26 protein-coding genes and 1 tRNA gene are annotated in these 20,157 nt (G+C 62.2%); 13 read left to right on the top strand and 14 right to left on the bottom strand.

What is annotated here, in order from left to right; all coding sequences use genetic code 11:
- Positions 1-44: 44 nt before the first annotated feature.
- The 8 genes from ABB27_RS04520 to moaA all read right to left on the bottom strand — a co-directional run bounded on the left by ABB27_RS04520 (position 45) and on the right by moaA (position 6,530).
- A complete protein-coding gene (locus ABB27_RS04520; protein WP_057627034.1) occupies positions 45-1,463 on the bottom strand; it encodes a NarK family nitrate/nitrite MFS transporter in 1,419 nt (472 codons plus the stop codon).
- Positions 1,464-1,612: 149 nt separating this feature from the next.
- Positions 1,613-1,984, bottom strand: coding sequence for a DUF7009 family protein (locus tag ABB27_RS04515; protein WP_057627033.1), 372 nt, complete (start codon positions 1,982-1,984; stop codon positions 1,613-1,615).
- Positions 1,981-2,550 (bottom strand): molybdenum cofactor guanylyltransferase, encoded by a 570-nt coding sequence (gene mobA / locus ABB27_RS04510; RefSeq protein ID WP_057627032.1) that lies wholly within the window; start codon positions 2,548-2,550, stop codon positions 1,981-1,983. Before mobA ends, ABB27_RS04515 begins: the two co-directional genes overlap by 4 nt.
- Positions 2,528-3,028: a molybdenum cofactor biosynthesis protein MoaE gene (locus ABB27_RS04505; protein WP_057627031.1), complete on the bottom strand. Its 501-nt coding sequence runs from the start codon at positions 3,026-3,028 to the stop codon at positions 2,528-2,530. The genes mobA and ABB27_RS04505 overlap by 23 nt, the downstream gene beginning before the upstream one ends.
- A gap of 1 nt (position 3,029) precedes the next feature.
- Complete coding sequence (locus ABB27_RS04500) at positions 3,030-3,290, bottom strand: MoaD/ThiS family protein (protein ID WP_057627030.1); 261 nt, start codon at positions 3,288-3,290, stop codon at positions 3,030-3,032.
- A complete protein-coding gene (locus tag ABB27_RS04495; RefSeq protein ID WP_057627029.1) occupies positions 3,287-4,546 on the bottom strand; it encodes a molybdopterin molybdotransferase MoeA in 1,260 nt (419 codons plus the stop codon). Before ABB27_RS04495 ends, ABB27_RS04500 begins: the two co-directional genes overlap by 4 nt.
- Positions 4,543-5,541, bottom strand: coding sequence for a bifunctional molybdenum cofactor biosynthesis protein MoaC/MoaB (gene moaCB / locus ABB27_RS04490; RefSeq protein ID WP_057627028.1), 999 nt, complete (start codon positions 5,539-5,541; stop codon positions 4,543-4,545). The genes ABB27_RS04495 and moaCB overlap by 4 nt, the downstream gene beginning before the upstream one ends.
- Before the next feature lie 8 nt (positions 5,542-5,549).
- Positions 5,550-6,530: a GTP 3',8-cyclase MoaA gene (gene moaA / locus ABB27_RS04485; protein WP_057627027.1), complete on the bottom strand. Its 981-nt coding sequence runs from the start codon at positions 6,528-6,530 to the stop codon at positions 5,550-5,552.
- A gap of 195 nt (positions 6,531-6,725) precedes the next feature.
- On the opposite strand from moaA, the gene ABB27_RS04480 reads away from it, so the two are divergent.
- Entirely contained in the window at positions 6,726-7,130 is a 405-nt protein-coding gene (locus ABB27_RS04480; RefSeq protein ID WP_057627026.1) for a hypothetical protein, read from the top strand.
- On the opposite strand, the gene ABB27_RS04475 is transcribed toward ABB27_RS04480, so the two are convergent.
- Entirely contained in the window at positions 7,127-7,453 is a 327-nt protein-coding gene (locus ABB27_RS04475) for a hypothetical protein (RefSeq protein ID WP_057627025.1), read from the bottom strand. The genes ABB27_RS04480 and ABB27_RS04475 overlap by 4 nt on opposite strands.
- Before the next feature lie 824 nt (positions 7,454-8,277).
- Here ABB27_RS04475 and ABB27_RS04470 point away from each other — a divergent pair.
- The 4 genes from ABB27_RS04470 to ABB27_RS19615 all read left to right on the top strand — a co-directional run bounded on the left by ABB27_RS04470 (position 8,278) and on the right by ABB27_RS19615 (position 10,156).
- The gene (locus ABB27_RS04470) at positions 8,278-8,709 is read left to right on the top strand and encodes a CBS domain-containing protein (protein ID WP_057627024.1); all 432 of its coding nucleotides are present in this window, start codon (positions 8,278-8,280) and stop codon (positions 8,707-8,709) included.
- Between the two features lie 644 nt (positions 8,710-9,353).
- Entirely contained in the window at positions 9,354-9,530 is a 177-nt protein-coding gene (locus ABB27_RS19890) for a hypothetical protein (protein ID WP_161809610.1), read from the top strand.
- Positions 9,531-9,543: 13 nt separating this feature from the next.
- Positions 9,544-9,900, top strand: coding sequence for a YkgJ family cysteine cluster protein (locus tag ABB27_RS19250; RefSeq protein WP_083491145.1), 357 nt, complete (start codon positions 9,544-9,546; stop codon positions 9,898-9,900).
- Entirely contained in the window at positions 9,878-10,156 is a 279-nt protein-coding gene (locus tag ABB27_RS19615; RefSeq protein ID WP_152984437.1) for a hypothetical protein, read from the top strand. Before ABB27_RS19250 ends, ABB27_RS19615 begins: the two co-directional genes overlap by 23 nt.
- 803 nt (positions 10,157-10,959) lie before the next feature.
- On the opposite strand, the gene ABB27_RS04465 is transcribed toward ABB27_RS19615, so the two are convergent.
- Positions 10,960-11,310 carry a helix-turn-helix domain-containing protein gene (locus tag ABB27_RS04465; protein WP_244479133.1) on the bottom strand — a complete coding sequence of 117 codons (351 nt, stop codon included), beginning with the start codon at positions 11,308-11,310 and terminating at the stop codon, positions 10,960-10,962.
- A 385-nt stretch (positions 11,311-11,695) separates the two neighbouring features.
- On the opposite strand from ABB27_RS04465, the gene ABB27_RS04460 reads away from it, so the two are divergent.
- From ABB27_RS04460 to ABB27_RS04430, 6 genes are all read left to right on the top strand, one after another.
- Positions 11,696-12,004 carry a hypothetical protein gene (locus ABB27_RS04460; RefSeq protein ID WP_057627023.1) on the top strand — a complete coding sequence of 103 codons (309 nt, stop codon included), beginning with the start codon at positions 11,696-11,698 and terminating at the stop codon, positions 12,002-12,004.
- 42 nt (positions 12,005-12,046) lie between these two features.
- The gene (locus ABB27_RS19245; RefSeq protein WP_083491144.1) at positions 12,047-12,895 is read left to right on the top strand and encodes an SAM-dependent methyltransferase; all 849 of its coding nucleotides are present in this window, start codon (positions 12,047-12,049) and stop codon (positions 12,893-12,895) included.
- A complete protein-coding gene (locus tag ABB27_RS04445; RefSeq protein ID WP_161809609.1) occupies positions 12,867-13,646 on the top strand; it encodes an ABC transporter ATP-binding protein in 780 nt (259 codons plus the stop codon). The genes ABB27_RS19245 and ABB27_RS04445 overlap by 29 nt, the downstream gene beginning before the upstream one ends.
- Positions 13,647-13,648: 2 nt before the next feature.
- Entirely contained in the window at positions 13,649-14,407 is a 759-nt protein-coding gene (locus ABB27_RS04440) for an ABC transporter permease (RefSeq protein WP_057627019.1), read from the top strand.
- 545 nt (positions 14,408-14,952) lie between these two features.
- The gene (locus ABB27_RS04435) at positions 14,953-15,210 is read left to right on the top strand and encodes a YjhX family toxin (RefSeq protein WP_057627018.1); all 258 of its coding nucleotides are present in this window, start codon (positions 14,953-14,955) and stop codon (positions 15,208-15,210) included.
- Between the two features lie 77 nt (positions 15,211-15,287).
- Complete coding sequence (locus ABB27_RS04430; protein WP_057627017.1) at positions 15,288-15,842, top strand: GNAT family N-acetyltransferase; 555 nt, start codon at positions 15,288-15,290, stop codon at positions 15,840-15,842.
- A gap of 306 nt (positions 15,843-16,148) precedes the next feature.
- Here ABB27_RS04430 and ABB27_RS04425 read toward each other — a convergent pair.
- The 4 genes from ABB27_RS04425 to birA form a co-directional block, all read right to left on the bottom strand.
- Positions 16,149-16,224: transfer RNA gene (locus ABB27_RS04425), tRNA-Thr, on the bottom strand.
- Between the two features lie 106 nt (positions 16,225-16,330).
- A complete protein-coding gene (locus ABB27_RS04420) occupies positions 16,331-17,140 on the bottom strand; it encodes an SPOR domain-containing protein (RefSeq protein ID WP_057627016.1) in 810 nt (269 codons plus the stop codon).
- 9 nt (positions 17,141-17,149) lie between these two features.
- The gene (locus ABB27_RS04415; protein WP_057627015.1) at positions 17,150-17,887 is read right to left on the bottom strand and encodes a type III pantothenate kinase; all 738 of its coding nucleotides are present in this window, start codon (positions 17,885-17,887) and stop codon (positions 17,150-17,152) included.
- On the bottom strand, positions 17,884-18,849 hold the full coding sequence (birA, locus tag ABB27_RS04410; protein WP_057627014.1) for a bifunctional biotin--[acetyl-CoA-carboxylase] ligase/biotin operon repressor BirA: 966 nt from the start codon (positions 18,847-18,849) through the stop codon (positions 17,884-17,886). The genes ABB27_RS04415 and birA overlap by 4 nt, the downstream gene beginning before the upstream one ends.
- Positions 18,850-18,975: 126 nt before the next feature.
- Between birA and ABB27_RS04405 the strand changes: the two genes are divergently transcribed.
- Both ABB27_RS04405 and ABB27_RS04400 read left to right on the top strand, forming a co-directional pair.
- On the top strand, positions 18,976-19,260 hold the full coding sequence (locus ABB27_RS04405; RefSeq protein ID WP_083491147.1) for a hypothetical protein: 285 nt from the start codon (positions 18,976-18,978) through the stop codon (positions 19,258-19,260).
- An 8-nt stretch (positions 19,261-19,268) separates the two neighbouring features.
- Entirely contained in the window at positions 19,269-20,015 is a 747-nt protein-coding gene (locus ABB27_RS04400) for a M90 family metallopeptidase (protein ID WP_057627012.1), read from the top strand.
- Positions 20,016-20,157 lie beyond the last annotated feature (142 nt).

Here is a 20,157-nt window from a genome sequence, read left to right as displayed (position 1 = left end):
GCATCGTGGCTGTGTGTGTCATCTGGCTGCGGTGCATTGCCTTCTCAGCAGGGGGTTTCGGCCCCGCGCCGGTAGTACCACCACCAGGTAACCGCCAGGCAGGTGATGTAGAACGCAATGAAGCCGTACAGCGCCATGTCCGGGCTGCCGGTCAAGGTGATGGATGAGCCGTAGCTCTTGGGAATGAAGAAGCCGCCATAGGCGCCGATGGCACCGGAGAAGCCCACAACCGCGGCCGATTCGATGCTGGCCTGGTGTGCGGCGGCCTTCTTGCCTTCGGCGCCTTCATTGGCCGACAGGCGATCGTGCAGGGTGCGGAAAATCACCGGAATCATCCGGAACGTAGTGCCGTTGCCGATGCCGCTGAGCACGAACAAGGCCATGAACGAGAGCAGGAAGCCGTAGAAGTTGCCGCCCTGGCCATTGCTGGGCAGGAAGTGCAGCACACCGAACACCGCGGCGATCATCAGTGCGAACACCCAGAACGTCAGCCGTGCGCCGCCCCAGCGGTCGGCCATGCTGCCGCCCACCGAGCGCATCAACGCTCCCAACAGCGGGCCGATGAAGGCGTAGGCCAGCGGGTTCACATCCGGGAACTGGCTCTTGACCAGCATCGGGAAACCAGCTGAAAAACCGATATAGGAACCAAAGGTGCCGATGTACAGCCAGCACATCAGCCAGTTGTGCTTGCGGCGGAAGATCACCGCCTGCTCGGAAAACGAAGAGCGGGCGCTGGTCAGGTCATTCATGCCGAACCAGGCCGCAATCGCAAAGAACGCAATGAACGGCACCCAGATGAAGCCGGCGTTCTGCACGAACAACGGCGCGCCGCCATCGACCACCGCTTGCGGTGCACCGCCCAGCGCGCCAAACACGCCCACCGTGATCACCAGCGGCACCACTGCCTGCGATACCGAGACGCCGACATTGCCCAGGCCCGCATTCAAGCCCAGCGCCATGCCCTGGCGTTGCTTGGGATAGAAGAACGAGATGTTGGACATCGACGAGGAGAAGTTGGCGCCGCCAAAACCGCAGAGGATGGCGATCATCACGAACACCCAATACGGCGTGGCCGGGTTCTGCACCGCAAAGCCCAACCACAGCGTAGGCAGCAGCAGCGATGCGGTCGACAACGCAGTCCAGCGGCGGCCGCCGAAAATGGGGATAACGAAGGAATAGAAGATGCGCAGGGTCGCGCCGGACAGGCTGGGCAGCGCCACCAGCCAGAACAACTGGTCGGTGGTGAAGTTGAAGCCGATCTTGGGCAGGCTGATGGTCACCGACGAGAACAGCACCCATACCGAAAACGCCAGCAACAGCGACGGTATCGAGATCACCAGGTTGCGGTTGGCAACCTTTTTCCCGGTGTGTTCCCAGTAATCAGGATCCTCGGGTTTCCAGTCGCTGATGACGCGACCGGGACCGGACCTGCTCTGTTTTCCGACATCGCGACTGGCACTCATGCATCGCTCCAAGGCTGTGTGATACGGCGCTGGCTTGCTGTGCTGTTTGCTTGCCCAGCCGCCACGGCGTCATTAAGCCCGGCGCCCCCTGGGGCAGTCTTGATCTTGATCAATCCAACGGCGCTATCGCGCCAACCACCTGACAAATATCAACTGAGGCTGACGGCATCGGCCGAACTGCGGCGTTGCACGCCGCGTTGACGCACGCTGTCACGTACATCCACATCGAACTGCAATTGCAGGGGCTGCGCCTGCGTGTGCAGCGCAAAACTCAAACCATCACGGCACGGCAGACGTGCCTGCAACGCCAGCACGTCTTCACGCGGCAGCTTGACCGTCAACGTATGTGCATCGCCATCCAGCAGCGCCTCGACCGTGTCGTGCAGCTGCAAGCGCTGCGACAGGACTCCGGGCGTGCCAAGCCAGGTCTGGTTCTCCAGCACCTCGCCAGCAAGCAGGCGGGCCAGCTCGCTTTCATCGATGCGCAGCCTGAGCGACTGCGACTGGATCTGGATCTTCATGACGCAACTTCCTCCCATTGGCGGGGGGTATTGCAGTTCACCAGACGGGCCTTGGCAGCGGCGGGCAACGGCAGCTCCAAGCCGCCGAGGCGGCGTTGGAACATGCGTAGCGAGCGCGGCACGTCTGTACCCGTAACCATTTCATACAGGAGGGTGCGACATGTGCCGTCGATGTTCAAGTACATCGGCACCGGTTCTCCTGAATAGGTCACACAAGGCGCCATATCCGCATCACGCAGATGTCGCAGCAGTGTCATATCCAGCAGCGGCATATCCACCGGCAGCACCCATGCCGGTCCGTCGTCCAAGCTTGCCACCACGCTGTACAACCCACCCAGCGGCCCACAGCGTGGCACCGCATCGGGCACCGAATCGAAACCGGGGTAGTCGCCGCTCACCCGCACCGGCTGTGCGCCCATTGCATGCAGCAGTGCGCAGCTGTGCTCGAGCAGGCTGCGCCCGCGCCAACGCAGCAGCGCCTTGTCCTGGCCCATACGGCTGGACAGCCCACCGGCCAGCACGATGCCGGCGGTCGGCGCCGGCTCAATGCGAGTGGTCGTGGACATGCCCGTCGACATGCGCATGTTCGGTATTGGGCTGGCACAGGCTGCAGCCCTCGCTCCACTCGCTGTCGCCGTCCTGGTAGTGCTCCTGTTTCCAGATCGGCGAACGGTGCTTCACGCCCTCGATCAACTGCCGGCAGGCACGGAAGGCCTCATCACGGTGTGGGCTGCCTGCGGCCACCACCACCGCCACATCGCCAACCGCAAGGCGGCCTTTTGCATGCGCCACATACAGTTTGATCCGCGGGCCGAAGTCCGCGCTGATTGTCTCGATCAGCCGCTGGAACTCGTTCAATACCAGCGGCTCGAACAGGTCATAGCTGATGCCCAGCACCGGCCGCCCCTGGTTCAGATCACGCACCTTGCCGATGAAGACATCGATGCCGCCAAAGCCCGGATCGGAGACGAAGGCGATGCCTTCGCCGGGATCAATCGGCGCATCGGCGCGACCCACTACTTTCCATTGGTTTTCGAAGCTCATTTCAGCCTCCACTTACCGGTGGCAGGATGGCCACCCGCCCGTCGCTGGGCAGCAGTTCGTTGTCACGCAATACCCGCTGTTCGTCGGCAAAGGCCGAGTAATCGACCAGCCCGGCACGAAATTGCGGAAAGCGCTCCTGCAGCAGTGCCCGCAGGGCCCGGCGCAGGTCGCTGACCTGCCCGCCCTCGACCGCCACGCTGAGCTGGCGCTGCGCATCCAGCTCCGAGAACGCACCAAACAATTGAACGATGATCTCTTTCATGCCATCTCCTGCAGGCTCAGCTGCACCGGCTCGCGGTGGCCCCAGCCCTGTACACGTACCAGACTGCCGGCCACGGCCAGATCGTCATCGCCCTCCAATACCACCCACGCATTGGCGCGCAGCATGGTCTTGAGGCGGAACGACTCCTGCCCGGCCAGCACACTCACACTCAAACGCCCACTCGCATCGGCCTGCACCTGTGCGCGTGCATGGAAGCGCAGGCCCGGCGGTTTGCGCACATCGGCCTGCAAGGGCAGCTGCAGCGCGGTTTCTTCGGCCAGCCCCAGCATGTGCCGCAGCACCGGTTCGGCGAAGAAACGCAGCCCTACTGCTGCGGAAATCGGATTGCCCGGCAGGCCGAAGTACAGCGTGCCATCGGCCAGACGCGCAAACAGCAGCGGCTTGCCAGGACGAATCGCCACTTTGTGGAACAGGACCTCGGCGCCGCGCGCGCGCAAGGCATCGGGAATGAAATCGTAGCGCCCCTGCGATACCGCACCGGTGCTCAACACCATCCGCGCGCCGGCTGCCAATGCCGCGTCCAGCGCTGCATCAAAGGCTGCCACGTCATCGCTGACCACGCCGTTCCACACTACCTCGGCACCGGCTGCACGCAGCCGGCTGAGCAGAAACGGACGATTGCTGTCGCGGATCTGTCCGGACTGCAACACCGCACCCGCGTCGCTGATCAGTTCCTTGCCGGTACTTATCACCGCCACCTGCGGCTGCTGTTGTACCTGCACCGCGGCAACGCCGAGCGCATGCAGCAAGGTCATCGCATTGATGTCCAACGTCGCACCTGCGGCAAGCACGGTTTCGCCCTGCGCCACGTCCTGCCCGCGCAGCCGCACGTGCTGGCCCGGCTTTACCGCTGCCTGCAGGCGTATGCGGGTGGGACGGCCGTCGACGGCATCCAGCACCTCGATCTGTTCAACCGGCACCACGCTGTCCAGGCCCGAGGGCATGCGCGCACCGGTCATGATTTCCCAGGCCTGTGCGGCATCACCGTCGGCAGCGCCATCACCTGCGGCCTGCCAGCCCTGTACCTGCAGAATGCTGCCTGCCGCCAGCGGCTGGCCACCTGCGCGCAGTGCAAAGCCGTCCATCGCTGCATTGTCGAAGGGCGGCAGATCCTGCGTGCTGAGCACCGGCGCCGCGAGCACGCGATCGGCCGCAGCGCCAATCGCCACCTGCTCGGCACGGGACGAGGGGGCCGCGGCAAGCAACTGCTGCAGGGCCTGGGCATAACTGATCATGCGTGCGTGCCCCCATCCATCATGGCCAGCGCGTGACCCAGCACCGGCGTGAGGATGTTCATGCACTGCGCCGCCGCACGTGGGCTGCCCGGCAAGGCGATCACCAGCAATCCATCCAGCTGCACCACCTCGGCGCGGCTCAGCCAGGCCAGCGGGGTGTGCTGTGCGCTGAGCCCACGCAGCATCTGCGCCAAGCCCGGCACCGCACGCCCGCCCAGGGCCTGCAGTGCTTCCGGGGTGAGATCACGCGGGCCCAGACCGGTACCGCCGGTGCACAGGCATAGGCGTACACCGTCCGCCGCCAAAGTGCGCAGCTGCGCAACCAGCGGTTCGATTCCATCAGCCAATATTTCATTGCTGACCACCTCACCGCCCAGGGCCTGCAGGCCCTTGACCAGTACCAGCCCGGATTCGTCGACATAGTCGCCACGGCTGGCGCGGTCACTGAGGGTGATCACCGCACAGCGCGCCGCGCCCAAGGTCTTGGGTGGCCGCGGGCGGAAACGTTCGAGTTCACCTGCATCCATGCCCTGCGGGTGCGTCCAGACCCCGCTCTTGCCGCCTTCCTTGAACAAAAGACGGATTCCGCTGATCTCCAGCGCCGGCTCGACCGGCTTGCTCAGGTCATACAGGGTAAGCAGGGCTGCATTGACGCCGGCCAGGGCTTCCATTTCCACCCCGGTGCGGGCCTCGCTGGCGCATTCACACCAGACCCGTATCGCTTGCCGCTCCGGCACCGGCGCGCAGTACACGCGCACCAGTTCCAGCGGCAGCGGGTGGCACATCGGCATCAAAGCCGAGGCCATTTTGGCGCCCTGCAGGCCGGCGATTTCCGCCATCACCAGCGCATCGCCCTTGGGCAGGCGCCGCTCCACGATCAACGGGTAGGCAAGCGGCCCGGCGATCAGCTCGCCTACCGCCACCGCGCGACGACGGGTAATACGCTTGTCACGCACATCGGCCATATGGAATGCCGCACTTATCTGCCCACTCATTGCTTGTCTCATCCTCCAATCGAGGCCAGGTGCGGGGTAAGCCCGGTCTGGCCGAAATGCAGTCCATGCCCGGCTGCCTTGAGCCCGAGCTGGGTGGTGATGCGTGCCAGCAGCGCATCCTGGTCACCATCGGACTGCAGCAGGGGCCGCAGCGCCACGCCAAAATCGCCGAACAGGCACAGCCGCAGATCACCCCGCGCGGTTACCCGCAGGCGATTGCAGCCTTTACAGAAATCACGGGCATACGGCGCGATGATGCCGATGCGGCCGCGGTAGTCGGGGTGGCCGAACTCACGCGCAGGGCCGGCATCACCGGCACGCACCTGCTCGCTCCAGCCAGCGGCCAGCAGTTGTTCGATTACCACATCGGCGCGCAGATGGTGACGCTCGAAGTATTCGCGGTTGTCACCGGTGCGCATCAGTTCGATGAAGCGCACGCCCAGCGGGCGCTCGCGCAGGAACTCCATCCACGCCGGCAACTCGTCGTCATTGAGCCCACGCAACAGCACCGCGTTGAGCTTGATCGACTGCAGCCCCAAGGCCTGCGCCAGATTGAGGCCTTCCATGAGCTCTGGCAGGCGGTCGTGCCCGGTGATGGCATGGAAGCGCTCGCGCTGCAGGCTGTCCATGCTGACGTTGAGCGCGGTGAGCCCGGCCCGGTGCCAGCCCGGCAGATGCCTCGGCAGCAGGCAACCATTGGTGGTGATGGCCACCTTGCGGATGCCCGGCACCTGCGCAACGGTGGCGATGATCTGCTGCAGGTCCTTGCGCAGGCTGGGCTCGCCACCGGTCAGGCGGATCTTGTGCATACCAAGCGCGGCAAAGGCGCGTACCAGCCGCGCTATCTCGTCCACCGCCAGGAATTGGGGGCGGCCATCGGCCTGGTAACCGTCGGGCAGGCAATAGCTGCAACGGAAGTTGCAGGCTTCGGTCAGCGACAGACGCAGGTATGGAAAGCTGCGCCCGAAGCCGTCGGTGAGTTGGCTCATGGCTGTTTCACCTCCTGACTCCACGTTTCCACGCTCGCCCGGCATGCCGGGGTGCCCTCGCCTGTATTGAATGGCTGTCAGCCTACGTGGCGCATTGCGTCGATGGGATGACTTAAATCAATCCAGACTCCAGCCATGCCCCCGATGCCTGTGGCAGCATGGCCTTTCCACGGATACCGCCATGTGACGCCGATCATGATGCTCAGTGATTTCAACGACCTGCTCAGCGCATCCGCGCAACAAACCGAGCCACAACGCCTGTTGTTCGTGTTCGTGAAGGCCGAGCTGCCCGAGTCACCGACCGCCGACCAGCACGCCCGCCACGACAATGGCGAAGGCGGCACCCTCACTGCGGTGCTGTGCGTGGACAAGGCCCCGCAGGACATCACCTCGTTCGCCGCGCTGGCCGCCGAATCAGCCGCTACCGGCCAGGCCTGGGACCTGGTGTTCGTCGCCGCGCTGGACGGGCGCGCAGGCATTGCCCCTTCCAGCGATGAAGCCGCGCAACCACTGCGGCTGATGGTCAATGCGGTCAACGATGGCCAGATCAGCCGCTTCGCCGCGTTTGACCGCGACGGCACGCCGGTACAGTTCTACTAGGTCGCCAACTGCAACAGCAGGAAGAACACCACCAACACGGTGTTCACGCCCCATGCCACGGTCAGGCCACGCGCGGCCATACCGTAATTGGGGTTGTGCGCACTGGGGGCGGCCCGCCACACCGCAGGAATGATCCAGCCGGTGTAGAGCAGCAGCACCGCAAACAGACCCAGCAACAGCGGCGTCCTGCCCTGGTCCAGCGCCCAGAGCGCCGCGGCCCACAACAGGTTGCTGGGAATCACCCCCTGCAGCCAGAACACCCGCCACAGGCGAGAGGGCGGCAGTTTGTCGCCCGAGCTATGCATCGAACTGACAGCAGTCATGGTCTGGACTCCTGGGTTGGGCAGCACTGTACCCGAGCTTGCACCTGCCGGGCGGGCGGGTCAAATCCGCTGGCGCATCAGCGTGCAGGGGCAACGTCGCGGCCGTTGACACCAACTGATTCCGCCGCGCATCGCCAAGCGCGCAGACCGTGGATGCTTGGCCTGGTCTGCATGCCGATCAGGCGCGAACCACCGAGGTCGTTTGCCGCCACCGGTGCTGGCCGTCAGCCCGCCCACCGGGTTCAGTACTCGTCCATGCGATCCCCATCGCCAGATCAAACACCGCCATGCGCTATGGGCAACGATAACGATGACCAGCGAGCGCGTACCGGTACCAACGCGAGCGCCCATCTCCAACTTCCAGTCCGAACAAACACGATGCATTGCATCAGGTGCTATCCACTGACCTTTCGATCAGCGAGATGCAATCAGCATATGCGTGCGGCGATGTCGTGCATGTGGCTTCCCGCCCTCCGGCAAGCAGCAAATACCCGGGCGATGCATCCGCAATCGGCTGGGAAACACGCAGCCTCCCAGGCAGCTGATCAACTCCCGCCTTGGCCGCGTCGCGCGAGTGCGCACAGCGTAGCCCCAAGCACAAGATGCCGGTGGTAACGATGCGTTGTTCAGCACCGGTTTTGCTGGAACTGAGATGCTGCGAATCACCTACAAATGCATGACGAACCATCCCAAGCACGCAAATTCCAAGCGGCCATCGGGCTCGTAGAATCGAGCTGCCGAGGACATCACGGCAACACGGCAGCCAGCCTTGCTGGCGGCCAAGCGAACTTTTCCGATTGAGCAACCTGCACCAGGAAACATCAATGAACGTCCGCGAACTCCTGCAGTCCAAGAAGCAAACCGTAGTCACCATCGACAGTGAAGACACCATCGGCGCAGCCGCGCACAAAATGAGTGCGAACAGGATCGCCGCACTGGTGGTGATGAAGGACGACGCACCGGTCAGCATCCTGTCCGAAAAGGACATCGTGCGCAGCGTGGCCGACGACGGCCCGCAAGCGGTACGCCGGGTCATCTCCAGCCTGCCCTCAACCGGTCTGGAAGTAATCTCGCCCGAAGCAAGCCTCAAGCAGGCCATGGCATTGATGACGTACTCGCACCACCGCCACCTGATGGTCACCGAGACCTCCTCGCTGGTTGGCATCATCAGCCTGGGCGATATCGTCAAGAACCTGCTCAGCGAACTTGAGCTGGAGAAAGCCGTGCTGCAGGACATCTACACCGCCGCGCACTGAGCCCAGGGCGAGCGTGCAAGCCGGCCCGTGCATCCATCAATCACGGATATCAGCGCAACCACGCTCGCCAGATCAGTAACGCTCGCTTGTCGGTGAATGGGCACAGCCCACAATGCGCTGCCCTGCCTTCGTCCAGAATCAGAAGCATGCTGGCAGCTACGGAGCAGCTCGAGTTTCTGAGAGACAACTATCGGCATTGAGCCTGATTAAAGTACGAAAACCAACCGCACTTCTTGGCTTTTTTGAAGCGTTTTCAGTGCGAGCGGAGTCCCTAGCCGCTATGAGGTTGGATTCGCTGATCCAAAGCCTGTTCGTGCACTGAAAAGCCCGACGTAGGCAGATCTCTCAACGTGCTTCATCCCGCTTGAGATAGCCGCCCCCTCATCTCCCCGAATCGCCCACATCCACCATGCTGTAGCTGGCGATCGCCGGAAACAATGAATGGCCCTTTGCCAAGCATGCGTGCTGAATTCAGTTCTGCAACATGTTGGCGGACAGCTGCCCAGTCCTGCGACGTGCTAGCATCAGGTCACAGGCCCAGCCTGCTTCGCGCTCGGCGCAGCCCTTTCGTTGGTTGCGCACATCGCTCCTTCTCATGCGTTACCTGCCCAGATCCACGGGTGGTCGCTCGACGGGAGTGCGGAATGCCCGGCTTCAAGACACGCAACGTGAAAGTCACCATCGGTGGCGACTCCTACCTGCTACGCGTCCTCAGCGATAAGCAACAGCTCAGTGACCTGCGGGGGCATGGCAAGCGCCTTCATATTTCCTCGGCGCAATGGGGCTTGTTCGGCCAGCTTTGCATTACTCGCGCAACATGATGAGTGCTGCGATATGAACCGTGCAGAGCGCGAAAGCGACGCCAAGATCACATGCACTACCTGCGATGCACTGTGCTGCAGGCTCACCGTAATTTTGGGTAAAGAAGATTCAGTGCCTGCCCATCTGACAACCCATCAGGCCGGCGGCTTGCGCGTGATGGCCAAGGATCAGGACGGATGGTGCGTGGCACTGGATGGGCAGAAGATGAATTGCCGCATCTACGCCAGCAGACCCGCCGTCTGCAGGTCCTTTGCTTTAGGCGGGCCTTACTGTCGTGCTGAACGTGACGAACATGCCCAGCAGACAGCTCGCCTCATCGAAATGAAACTCATCGGAGGAACACGTCATGACGGCACCAAAGCGTACTAAAGGCCCCTACCCTGCTACAAAATCGGACTCCGTCTATGCGCCGAAGATCCATACCAATGATCTAAGTCGCGACCGCATCGCGGAAGATGTCGCAGAATTTCAGACATCCGGAGGGAAAATTGAAGTCCTCGGCAATACACCCTTCCGCTGGAAACCTCCGGTTGCGAAGCCTGCGAGCAATGGCCGCATGCCTTACCGCGCAACAACCGACGAGGCAGCCACTCCCAAGCAAGCCGAACCCAAGCTGGTGACATGAGGTGATGCGCATGCGTCTACTCCTGTCGGGCTCTATCGCAGGCCAATGCGTGTAGCGGGCGCTGCTGAGCTGCCTTTGACGAAGCGAAGCTCAACCCCCTCCGAAACCAACTCATTCCGGCCCGCGCGCCGGCCTTCAATGGATTGACCTGGCGCGAACTAGTTCACGATGCCCGCCAAGGAAACTGTCCTGCATAGACCATGGCCTCAACGTGATGCATCTTGAACCTCTCTCATTGATGGCATAGCGTACGACCCTGACACTGCCGGGCTCGCCCAGAAGCGGGCGCACCAGACCGATGCCGGAAATCTCAGCTCGCCCGACTCAACACGAGTGTGAGTTCGTTTAGGTAGTTCCGGTTGCGGAGCTTCGGATACTTACCGGTTCCGCTGCGCCCCCGTTCGACCGTCGATACCAAGGCAACGCGACCAGCGCCATGGGCGCCGGGCCTTCTCCAGCCCGGCCTCGGCCAGCCTTGAGGTCATCTCCCCTAGCGCTAGCTCAAGCAGGCCAAAGCGCCGACGACGTACTCGCACCACCATCAGCTGATGGTGACCTGTGGTGTCACAGCGGGTCGACATCCTCAGCCCGAGCGATATCGTCAAGAACCTGCTGAGCGATCTGGAGCTGGAGAAAGCAGTGTTGCAGGACATCTACACCGCCGCACACTGAGCCCAGGACTAGCACCGAAGCTGACCCTGCGCGATCCTCCAGCCGGCAACTGGCGCGCTTGCAGGATCGCGATCCGATCCTGTTCCAGTAGCTTTCGAAAATATCTGCAGCATGCAACCCGAAGTGGAAGCTCAAAAGTAGTTCTCGGCCGCTTCCATGAGTGCGACGATATTTATGAGAAACGAAACGGGAAGATGCCGTGATAGCTCCAGCATCTTTCCTTCGAGATTCGGGCGTCGGCTGGAGCCGCCGGGGATCGAAAGAACCTTGTCACCATCCACCAGCCATGATGCAGTCACGCCCACGGCCACACTTATACCGCGCAGATGATCGATGGTCGGCGAGTAGCCTGCATCCCGCTCCCAGTGCGCCACCGTTGATCGATTGACGCCGAGTAGGCTGGCAAGGTCTGTCTGGGAGAATCCACCATTCACTCTCGCCCAGCGAATTCGCGCTGCGAGCGTATCGATATTTTTGTCCACCATAGACCTCCGATTGGTTTCGTCCCGGTCCATTCGCAGATTCTCGGCAGTCGCCCCATAGCAGTCAACACCGCCAGCCTCATCGCGAGAACTACGCTGTCGAATGGTTTTCCATTCATCGAAGATCGCGCTTCAAGGCGCGCTGTACCCAACTAAATACATATCATGTACACGACGTTCTGCTGTGTAGAACCCAGCATGACGCTTGATCATTTCGCTACGAAGTCCGTTACTAGCCTTGGCATCGGCGACGTTCCTTCTTTGCTGGAGCAACAACGCCATTGCAGGATTCGACAGTTCCGGTAAGGCACTACCTCAAACAGCCGTCGCATCCACCGCCCTCCCTCAAACTTAGCGCACAAACCGTCGACCGCATTCAAGCGCCATGACCAACCAAGAGGACGTACCGATGAGAATCGATGAAATGCCCACACCGCTGCCACTTCAGGTGCCAGCCAACGAGGTCTCGGAGTTCCTGATGGGCTTCGCACTGAATTTTGATGCGCGCGAACGCCTTGATGAAGACAAGAACGCCTTCCTGCAAGAATGCGATCTCAGCGACGAGGCTAGATCCATGCTCGCCGAGCCAAACGCGAACACTTTCCTTGGAAAAATCCACGCAAACCAAGTGACGTCGGCGTTGCTGGCCGTCCTGGTTCTCGAGACCGTCACTACCGACATCATCGTCCTGTAAACAGAAGAATACCCCCATCCGAACTCGAGCGAGGCATCAAACATGTCGAAAGGATCACTGTACGTAGTTGGGACCGGAATCCAAGCCCCAGGGCAGATAACGCTGGAGACCGTCGAGGCGATAAAGCGAGCCGATAAGGTGTTCTATCTTGTCCCTGATCCTTTCGCCAAAAAGTTTGTCCTCAGTTTGAATGAGAATGCCGAGGATCTTCATCCACTCTATGTTGCCGGCCAGCAACGCATCATCACGTACGACAACATGGTTGAGCGGATCATGGGCGAGGTGCGCAACGGAAAACGCGTAGTTGCCGCCTTCTATGGTCACCCTGGCGTCTTCGCTTATCCATCGCACAAGTCAATCCATATCGCGCGCAATGAGGGATATACAGCACATATGTTGTCTGGGGTGTCAGCAGAGGACTGCATCGTATCTGATCTTGGGCTGGATCCATCCGTCGGCTGTCACTCGTACGAAGCAACCAGCTTCATGGTCAGACCTATTCCGGTATTTACATCATGCATGCTGATTCTGTGGCAGGTTGGTGTAATCGGCGACCTGAAGTACACCCCGAAAGCCAGCGCTCCGTCAGGAGGGATGCAGAAGCTCCAAGAGCGACTTCTGCAGTACTACACTGAAGATCACGACGCCATTTTGTATGAGGCGTCGTTCTCGCCAGCGTGGAAGCCCCGCGTTGATATCGTTCGCATCGCGGACTTGGGCGATGCACCGGTGAACGGAATCTCCACACTGGTCATTCCTCCGTCGACCACGCTTCCTGTCGACCGCAATATCGCTACCGCGATAGGCATCGAACCAAACCAGAACGGCCAATCATCCCACTCTGTCTTTCTGAAGATCTATCGTGGAGTTGCTACCAACCGTGCCGCCTGAGGCCTGCCGTCCCGGCGTCCCGATTATCACATTTGATAGCGTCGAGAAGCGCTATGACAAGAAGATCGCCGTGGCCGATCTTTCCCTGACTGTCGCTACCGGGACCTTCTTTGCGTTGCTAGGTCCCAACGGCGCCGGAAAAACAACGACCATCCGTCTTATGTCGACGCTGACCCGCCCAACAAAAGGTACGGTCACAGTGGCCGGGCACGATGTGGCGAAGGACGCTGCGGGTGCTCGTCGCCACATCGGCGCTGTATTCCAGAACAACTCGCTGGATGACGACCTCACCGTTGGCGAGAACCTGCACCTGCATGCGCTGATTCAATCGATGTACACCACCGATGCCAGACGTCGTGCGAACGAATTGCTGGAGTTGATGGGAATGGAGGCGCGCACCACACAGATCGTTAGATTCTTGTCCGGGGGAGAGAAGCGGCGCATTGAGATCGCCCGTGCACTACTGCATCGACCACGGATCCTCTATCTGGATGAGCCAACCGCGGGCCTGGATACCCAGGTCCGGAATGCAATGTGGGCATATCTCAAACAACTCACAGCAGCGGAAGCGTTGACCGTCGTATTCACAACACACTACCTCGAAGAAGCCGAAGCCAACGCAGACAACATCGCAGTGATCCGTTCCGGCCGATTGCTTGCCTGCGGGCCCCCCCAGGCAGTGAGCACCACCCGTGGCGCGTCCGGGCTTACCGATGCCTACCTGCAGATGACAAGCAGCGATCCCTCCTGACCATGTTCAAGCCGATCTACGGTCTATGGCTGCGCGACATCAAAAAATTCAGCCGAAGTCGCTGGAAGATCATCAGTGGTCTCGCCCAACCCCTTCTCTACCTGCTGGTGATGGGCAAGGGCATGGATCAGGTGTTCCAAGCCGCAGGCCACGGCAGCTATTCGCGATTTCTGTCACCGGGCGTGGTGGCGATGGCGGTGATAACCACGTCGTTCATCAGCGGCTTCTCGGTACTCTGGGACCGGAAATTCGGCTTCCTCAAAGAAACGCTGATCGCGCCAGCCCCGCGCTGGCAGCTGGTGGTCGGCCGCTGCCTTGGCGGAGCCACAACTTCAGCGCTGCAAGCCTCGTTGGTAGTGGCGTTGACGTGCCTGGTGCTGGTGCAATGGCCCGGCATCGTGATCCTGCTGCAAACGGAAGCTGCCATCCTTGCCATCGGCTTTCTGCTTGCGGTCATAGGAGCGCTGTGTGGTGCGGTGATTGATGATTTCCAGGCCATACAGGTCATCATCAGCTTCATTCTGATGCCGCTGATCTTCCTGTCAGGCGCACTCTTCCCGGTCCCAGCAAGTGATCGCCACAGTCTTTTTGCATGGTTTACACGGCTCAACCCGATAACTTACCTGGTGGATCTGATCCGTCATGCGATGGGACAGGCTGGCAATTTCCCGCTGCCAACCTCGCTAGCCGTCTACGTTGCCCTGCTCGTGCTTTCTCTGGTTCTTTGCGTGCGTGCATTCACAAGGATCGATGCGTCCTAGCAGCAAGGGGAGTTGCGCTTCTTGCTCCTATGATCGTGCCAGCACTATGCGCTTCGTCGCGAAGCTTTTGTCGCACGGTGACCGTCAACGTTGACGAAAGTAGGGACCGATTGCCTTGGGAGCGAATGGATGCCGTGAGTCACAGGTATGCCTTTCCGTTTACCTGTATGCGCAGCATCGCGTGGAACCATACGCCTGCGTGGAAGAAGCAGGCAGTTTTCCCGGCGGGAAAAGCCAATTTTCCTGCCCAACCCTCTTTAGCCGCCAAGTATCCGCCCGCTTTCGTAAGACACCTCGCGACCCAAGGCGGACATTGCGTAGACCCACGCACCGCGCCATGCCGTTGACCGGTCTCGGTGTGGTGTGGCCTAATTTCTCCTGATCGACAGCCCACAGGGCGTCCAGAAGAGGTTTTCATGTTGGAGCTTGTGACCATCCGATAACCGCACTCCGACCGTTTTTGGTTGGGCGGTTATCAATAAGCGAATCCGTAGGTGGGCATGACGTGCCCGCCTGTTTTTGCCTATTCCGGATGATTCCAACCAATGAACATCTCCAGATCGGAGCAGCGGGCACTTCATGTGCTCGCCAAGGGTGGGGCTATTGCCCACAGTCGAGATGAGTCAGGTCGCATCGCAGCGGTCGAATGCCGCACAGTCGATGGCTATGTACTCGCAGACTGCACGCTTGAGGTCTTCAAGAAGCTCAAGTCCAAGCGCCTCATAAGCTCAATGTCCGGCAAGCCCTATCGCATCAATGCGGCGGGGCTGAAAGCGGTTCGACCGCAACTCGACAACCGTTAACCATCACCCCGGCCATATGTCGGCGTGATGATGCGCGATAAGCGCAGACGCCGTGGCCACCTTCGGGAACCATTTCCATGACATCAAATAATATCGCTGGCACTCAACCTCAGGTCGCTCTGAATCCTGACGTAATCATTCGGGCGGAGGTGGCAACGGATGCCGATGCCATCGGCCTCCTGACACAACTGGCCTTCGCGCCCGTAGTGCATTCGAGCGGCACCGAGCAGTTCATTGTCGCCGCACTGCGGCGCGCGGACCGTCTGGCGATTTCGCTCGTCGCAACCTCTGGCCTTGAGCTGATCGGCCATGTCGCGATATCCCCCGTCATCCTCTCGACGAAGGAGTCGGGCTGGTACGGCTTGGGACCCTTGTCGGTGCACCCGCGCTGGCAGAAGCAGGGTGTCGGGTCCGCACTGGTTCACGCTGCGCTCGCCCGGATGCGGGAGCTGCAAATCAAAGGCTGCGTCGTACTTGGGGATCCCGTTTACTACGCGCGCTTCGGTTTCAAGACTTGGCCGGGTTTTTCCTTGCCTGATGTGCCTGCAGAATACTTCCAGGCGCTAACGTTCGGGTGCGATGTCCCGCGCGCCGAGGTTTCGTATCACGCTGCATTCTTGGCAACGGAGTAGTCGAGAGCCAACCCGGTGCGGGCTGCAAGACGCGGCCCGCACCGACGTAGGCGGAATTGGGACGATGCCTGTTTCTAGCCGATAGCAGTCGCAGGGTAATAGCCTGCGCATATCCCCGATGCCTCATAGTTGCGATGAAAAACAGTTGGCCTTCTAGTCACCAGAAGTCCTAAACGCCTTGGTGCTGTCAGCGTTCAGCACTTCGTGAAACGTGAACTCTGAAATGAGTTTCCCCGGAATTTTCCCGGGAATTCGGCTTTCTGGCGACATTCCGTTGCCAAAAATAATTCAAATTCAGTGAGTTATTGGTGCCGCTTATCCGAATCGAACGGATGACCTACTGTTTACAAGACAGTTGCTCTACCAACTGAGCTAAAGCGGCAAGACGTATTGCGTGCTGCGGTTACGCGATGGTGGCGCTGCAACCGGTGGGGAGCCGGTTCTGAACCCGGTACTTCCCGAACCCCGCCTTGGCGGGGCGCGCCATTCTACCGCAGACGCGCGCAATCCAACGACTGTTGCTGGGCGGCCGCGGCACGCTGCTTCAAGCTGGCCGGGGTGGCGGTGCCGGCGGTGGCAGCGTCCACCCACCAGCTGGGCGCGATTTCAGTGCCGCTGGCGGCCAGCTTGGCCGGGAAGCCGGCGGCCGTGAGGCTGGCCAGGCGGCGCTCGGCGCCCTCGCGGTTGCGGTACTGGCCGAGGGCGACGGCATTGGCTTCCTCACCCTGGGAAACAATGAAGTAATCACTGAAACCGGCATCGACGATGCGCTTGGCGGTGGCCTGAGCTTCCTCGCGCGAGGCTGCCGGGGCGATCAGCACGCGGTAGCTGTTGGCGGCCTTGCCGGGCACTTCGCGCAGGCGCGGGCGGGCAGCATCCGCACCCAACGCGGCCAGTGCCGCCTGCGCCTGGGCCTGGCTGGCGTAGGGGCCAAGGCTGGCGCATTGCACGGCGGCAGCCGGTTTCGGTTCGGCCGGCTTGGCCTCGGCGGGAGGTGTCTGGACAGTGCTGGTTTCGACAGCTGCAGCAGGCACTGGCGCCGCTTCTGCCGGTTTGGCAGCGGCAACCGGTGCCGCAATGAGCGGGGCGGCATCCGCGGTTGCGGCCACCGCAGTAGCGGCAGGCGGAGCGGCTACGGCAGCGTTGTCCACCGCCGGCGATGGCAGTACTTCCAGGGTGGCAACGCCGGGCTCAGCGCGCGGCACGGCGGCCACCGGTTCGGCACGCGGCGCCATCCACCACAGCGCCACACCCACGTTGAGGATGGCCAGCAGAACGATAAGAAGACGGGTCAGCATGCGGCGATCCTACCGGTCACACGCGTCGTGGTGAACCGCCCAGCGCGCCAGACCATCGAGCACCAGTGCGGGCCGGTAGTCGGCATCCGCCAACAAGGGCAGCAAGGGCAAGGCGCCGCCGCCGTGTACCACCAGCTGCGGCAGGGTCCCGAGCAAACTCTGCGCTTGGCGCAGGCTGCGTTCGACCAGCGCCACCGCGGCACCGTCGCAACCGGACGCCAGCGCATCGGCGGTGTCGTTGGCGAACTCGGCGTAATCGCCGCCGCTGGCAGGCAGCTGCACGGCACGCGCATGCAAGGCTTCACGCATGACGGTTGGCGAGGCAGCAATTCGACCGCCATGGTGCAGGCCGTCCGCATCGATCAGATCGATGGTCAGCGCGGTGCCTACACCGACCACCAGCACCGATTTTTGCGCTGGCGCGACGGCCAGCAAGCCGAGAAAGCGATCCACCCCGAACTTCTCAGGGCGCGCATAAGCCACGCTCACCCCGGCGCAGCGCGGCAGGGTTCTGGCCACCTGCACCTTGTCGAAGCGGCCTTGCAGGATCTGCATGACTTCGTCGGTCAAGGCCGGCGCCGCCACGCTGGCTACCCAGGCGGTGGCGCCCCTCGGCAGGGCCTCCAGCGCACTGGCGGTGATCGCCTCGGCACCGTGCGCCCAGGCCTGCACGCTGCCGGCACGGTTGCCCTGCAGCGGTGCAAATTTGAATCGCGAATTCCCCAGATCAAACAACCAATCGCTCATGCCGCCCTCACGCTGACTTCGCCGGCATGGAAACAGGTCTCCTGCCCCGCAATGCTCACTCGCAATGCACCGTCCTCGGCCAGCCCGCAGGCCACGCCATCGTGCAGCACACCCGCTTCTTCCACCCGTACCGCACGCCCGCGCAACACATCCATCGCCGCGTAGCGCGGCAGGAACGGGGCCAGGCCGTGCTGCTCGAACTGCTGCAATGCCGGCAGCAAGGCCGCCAGCAAGGCCGCCACCACTGCATTGCGCGATACCTCGGTGCCGGCCAGCGTATCCAGATCGGTCCACGGTTGGTCAATATCGGCGGCATTGGCCGCCGGCATGCGGACATTCAAGCCCAGCCCGATCACCGCCCGCGCCGGGCCGGCAAACTCGCCACCGCCCTCCACCAGCAGGCCACCGAGCTTGTGCCCGTCGACGACCACGTCATTGGGCCATTTCAGGCCGGCGTCCTTGAAGCCCAATTCATGCAGGGCCTCTACCACCGCCACGCCCACCGCCAGGCTCAGCCCGCCCATCCGCGACAGGCCGCCGGCAAAGCCACGCGAGAGGGACATATAGATATGCGCCGCCAGCGGCGAGGCCCAATGGCGGCCACGGCGACCCCGGCCGCCGGTCTGGCGCTCGGCCAACAGAACGGCGGTTCCGCGCTCAGGCGCGCTGCGCTGCAGCAATTCTGTGTTGGTCGAGCTCAATGTCCAGCCGATTTCCAACTCGGACAACAGCGCCTGCGTGGCCGCGGGCAGGCCGCCGCGGATGCGTGCCAGGTCCAGCAGTTCCAGCGGCTGGGCCAGCCGATAACCGTCGCCGGCACGGCCCTCGATCACCACGCCAGCAGCGCGAAGCCCTTGAATACGCTTCCATACGGCCGCCCGGGTCAGCCCCAGCTCGCGCGCCAGCGCGTCGCCGGACAACGCGCCGGCACCCAGCTTGGCCAGCAATTGGCGGTCATCCACAGCAGTACCCTCACGACAGACTCGGAAATTATGCGGCAAGGCTTACAGGCCGCCCAGCACCGGCCACCCAAACCGGGAGAAAAAGCAGGCTAGAATCGGGAATTAGCCCGCTCTTGGATGTTGACGATGCGCCACCTCGCTCATTGCCTGATCCTGTTGCTGGCGCCAGTTGCAGCGCAGGCTTCGGACGCGCTCGGCGGCGCTGGCCAAAGTGCGTGCAGCTACGCGCCGGCCGAAGTGGAGCGGGTGGCTGCCCCGGCCGCCGCAGTTGGCATTGCCAACGCCCCGCCGGCAACCCCGGCCCCGGCCAAAACCGCCACCCCGCGTGCCGGTGGCGGCAGCGACGATGACCTGCTGCCACGCCTGCGTGCACCGCGCTGGCATCGCCTGTTGCCCGGGATGTTCCGCTGATCCAGTCGTTGTTGCGCTGGTTGCAGCGCACACCGCCACCGCTTGATGACACCCTCTGGCAGCAGACCTGCCAGCAATGCCCTTGGCTGCACGGTTTGTCGGCCGAGCGCGAACGCAAGCTGCGCGCCCTGGTGGAGCTGTTCCTGCAGCGCAAGACCATCACCCCGGTTGCCGGGCTGGCACTGGATGACGGCCAGCGCATGCTGCTGGCCGCGCTGTGCTGCCTGCCGCTGATCGAGTTCGGCCGCGAAGGCCTGCATGGCTGGTCGGAACTGGTGGTCTACCCGGATGCGTTCCGCGTGCGCCACAGCCATACCGATGCAGCCGGCGTGCTGCATGAGTGGGACGACGAACTCATCGGCGAGGCCTGGGGCAGTGGCCCGTTGATACTGTCGTGGGCGGATGTGCAGAGCGATATTGCCGAGCCGCAGGCTGGCTACTGCGTGGCGGTGCATGAAATGGCGCACAAGATCGATGCGCTCGACGGCGTCATCGATGGCACCCCGCCACTGCCGCGCGAATGGCAGCGGCAATGGGCGCGGGATTTCCAGCAGGCCTATGACGCGTTCTGCGCACAGGTGGATGCGGATGTTGAAACCGTGATCGACCCTTATGCGGCGGAAGCGCCGGAGGAGTTCTTTGCGGTGGTCAGCGAGTACCACTTCTCCGCGCCGGAACTGCTGGTGCAGACGATGCCGGCGGTGGCGGAGCATCTGCGGCGATTTTATGGGCCGACGGGCGCTGACGCTCCGTAGTTCGGGCGCGTAGTCGAAAACGGCAAAGACTGAGCTGTTGGCTGTCCCTTTACGGAATGATGTTTGCCCCGGGTGCGCTTGCGCTTACCCGGGCTACGCAGGATCAAAAGCAAACCCCTCCCCAGCCCTCCCCTACGCAATA

Origin of the sequence: Stenotrophomonas terrae (genome assembly GCF_001431465.1) — a bacterium.
Taxonomy (GTDB): domain Bacteria; phylum Pseudomonadota; class Gammaproteobacteria; order Xanthomonadales; family Xanthomonadaceae; genus Stenotrophomonas; species Stenotrophomonas terrae.
The sequence above is the reverse complement of the archived record's forward strand: the minus strand, read 5'-3'. Positions and strand labels throughout refer to the sequence as shown.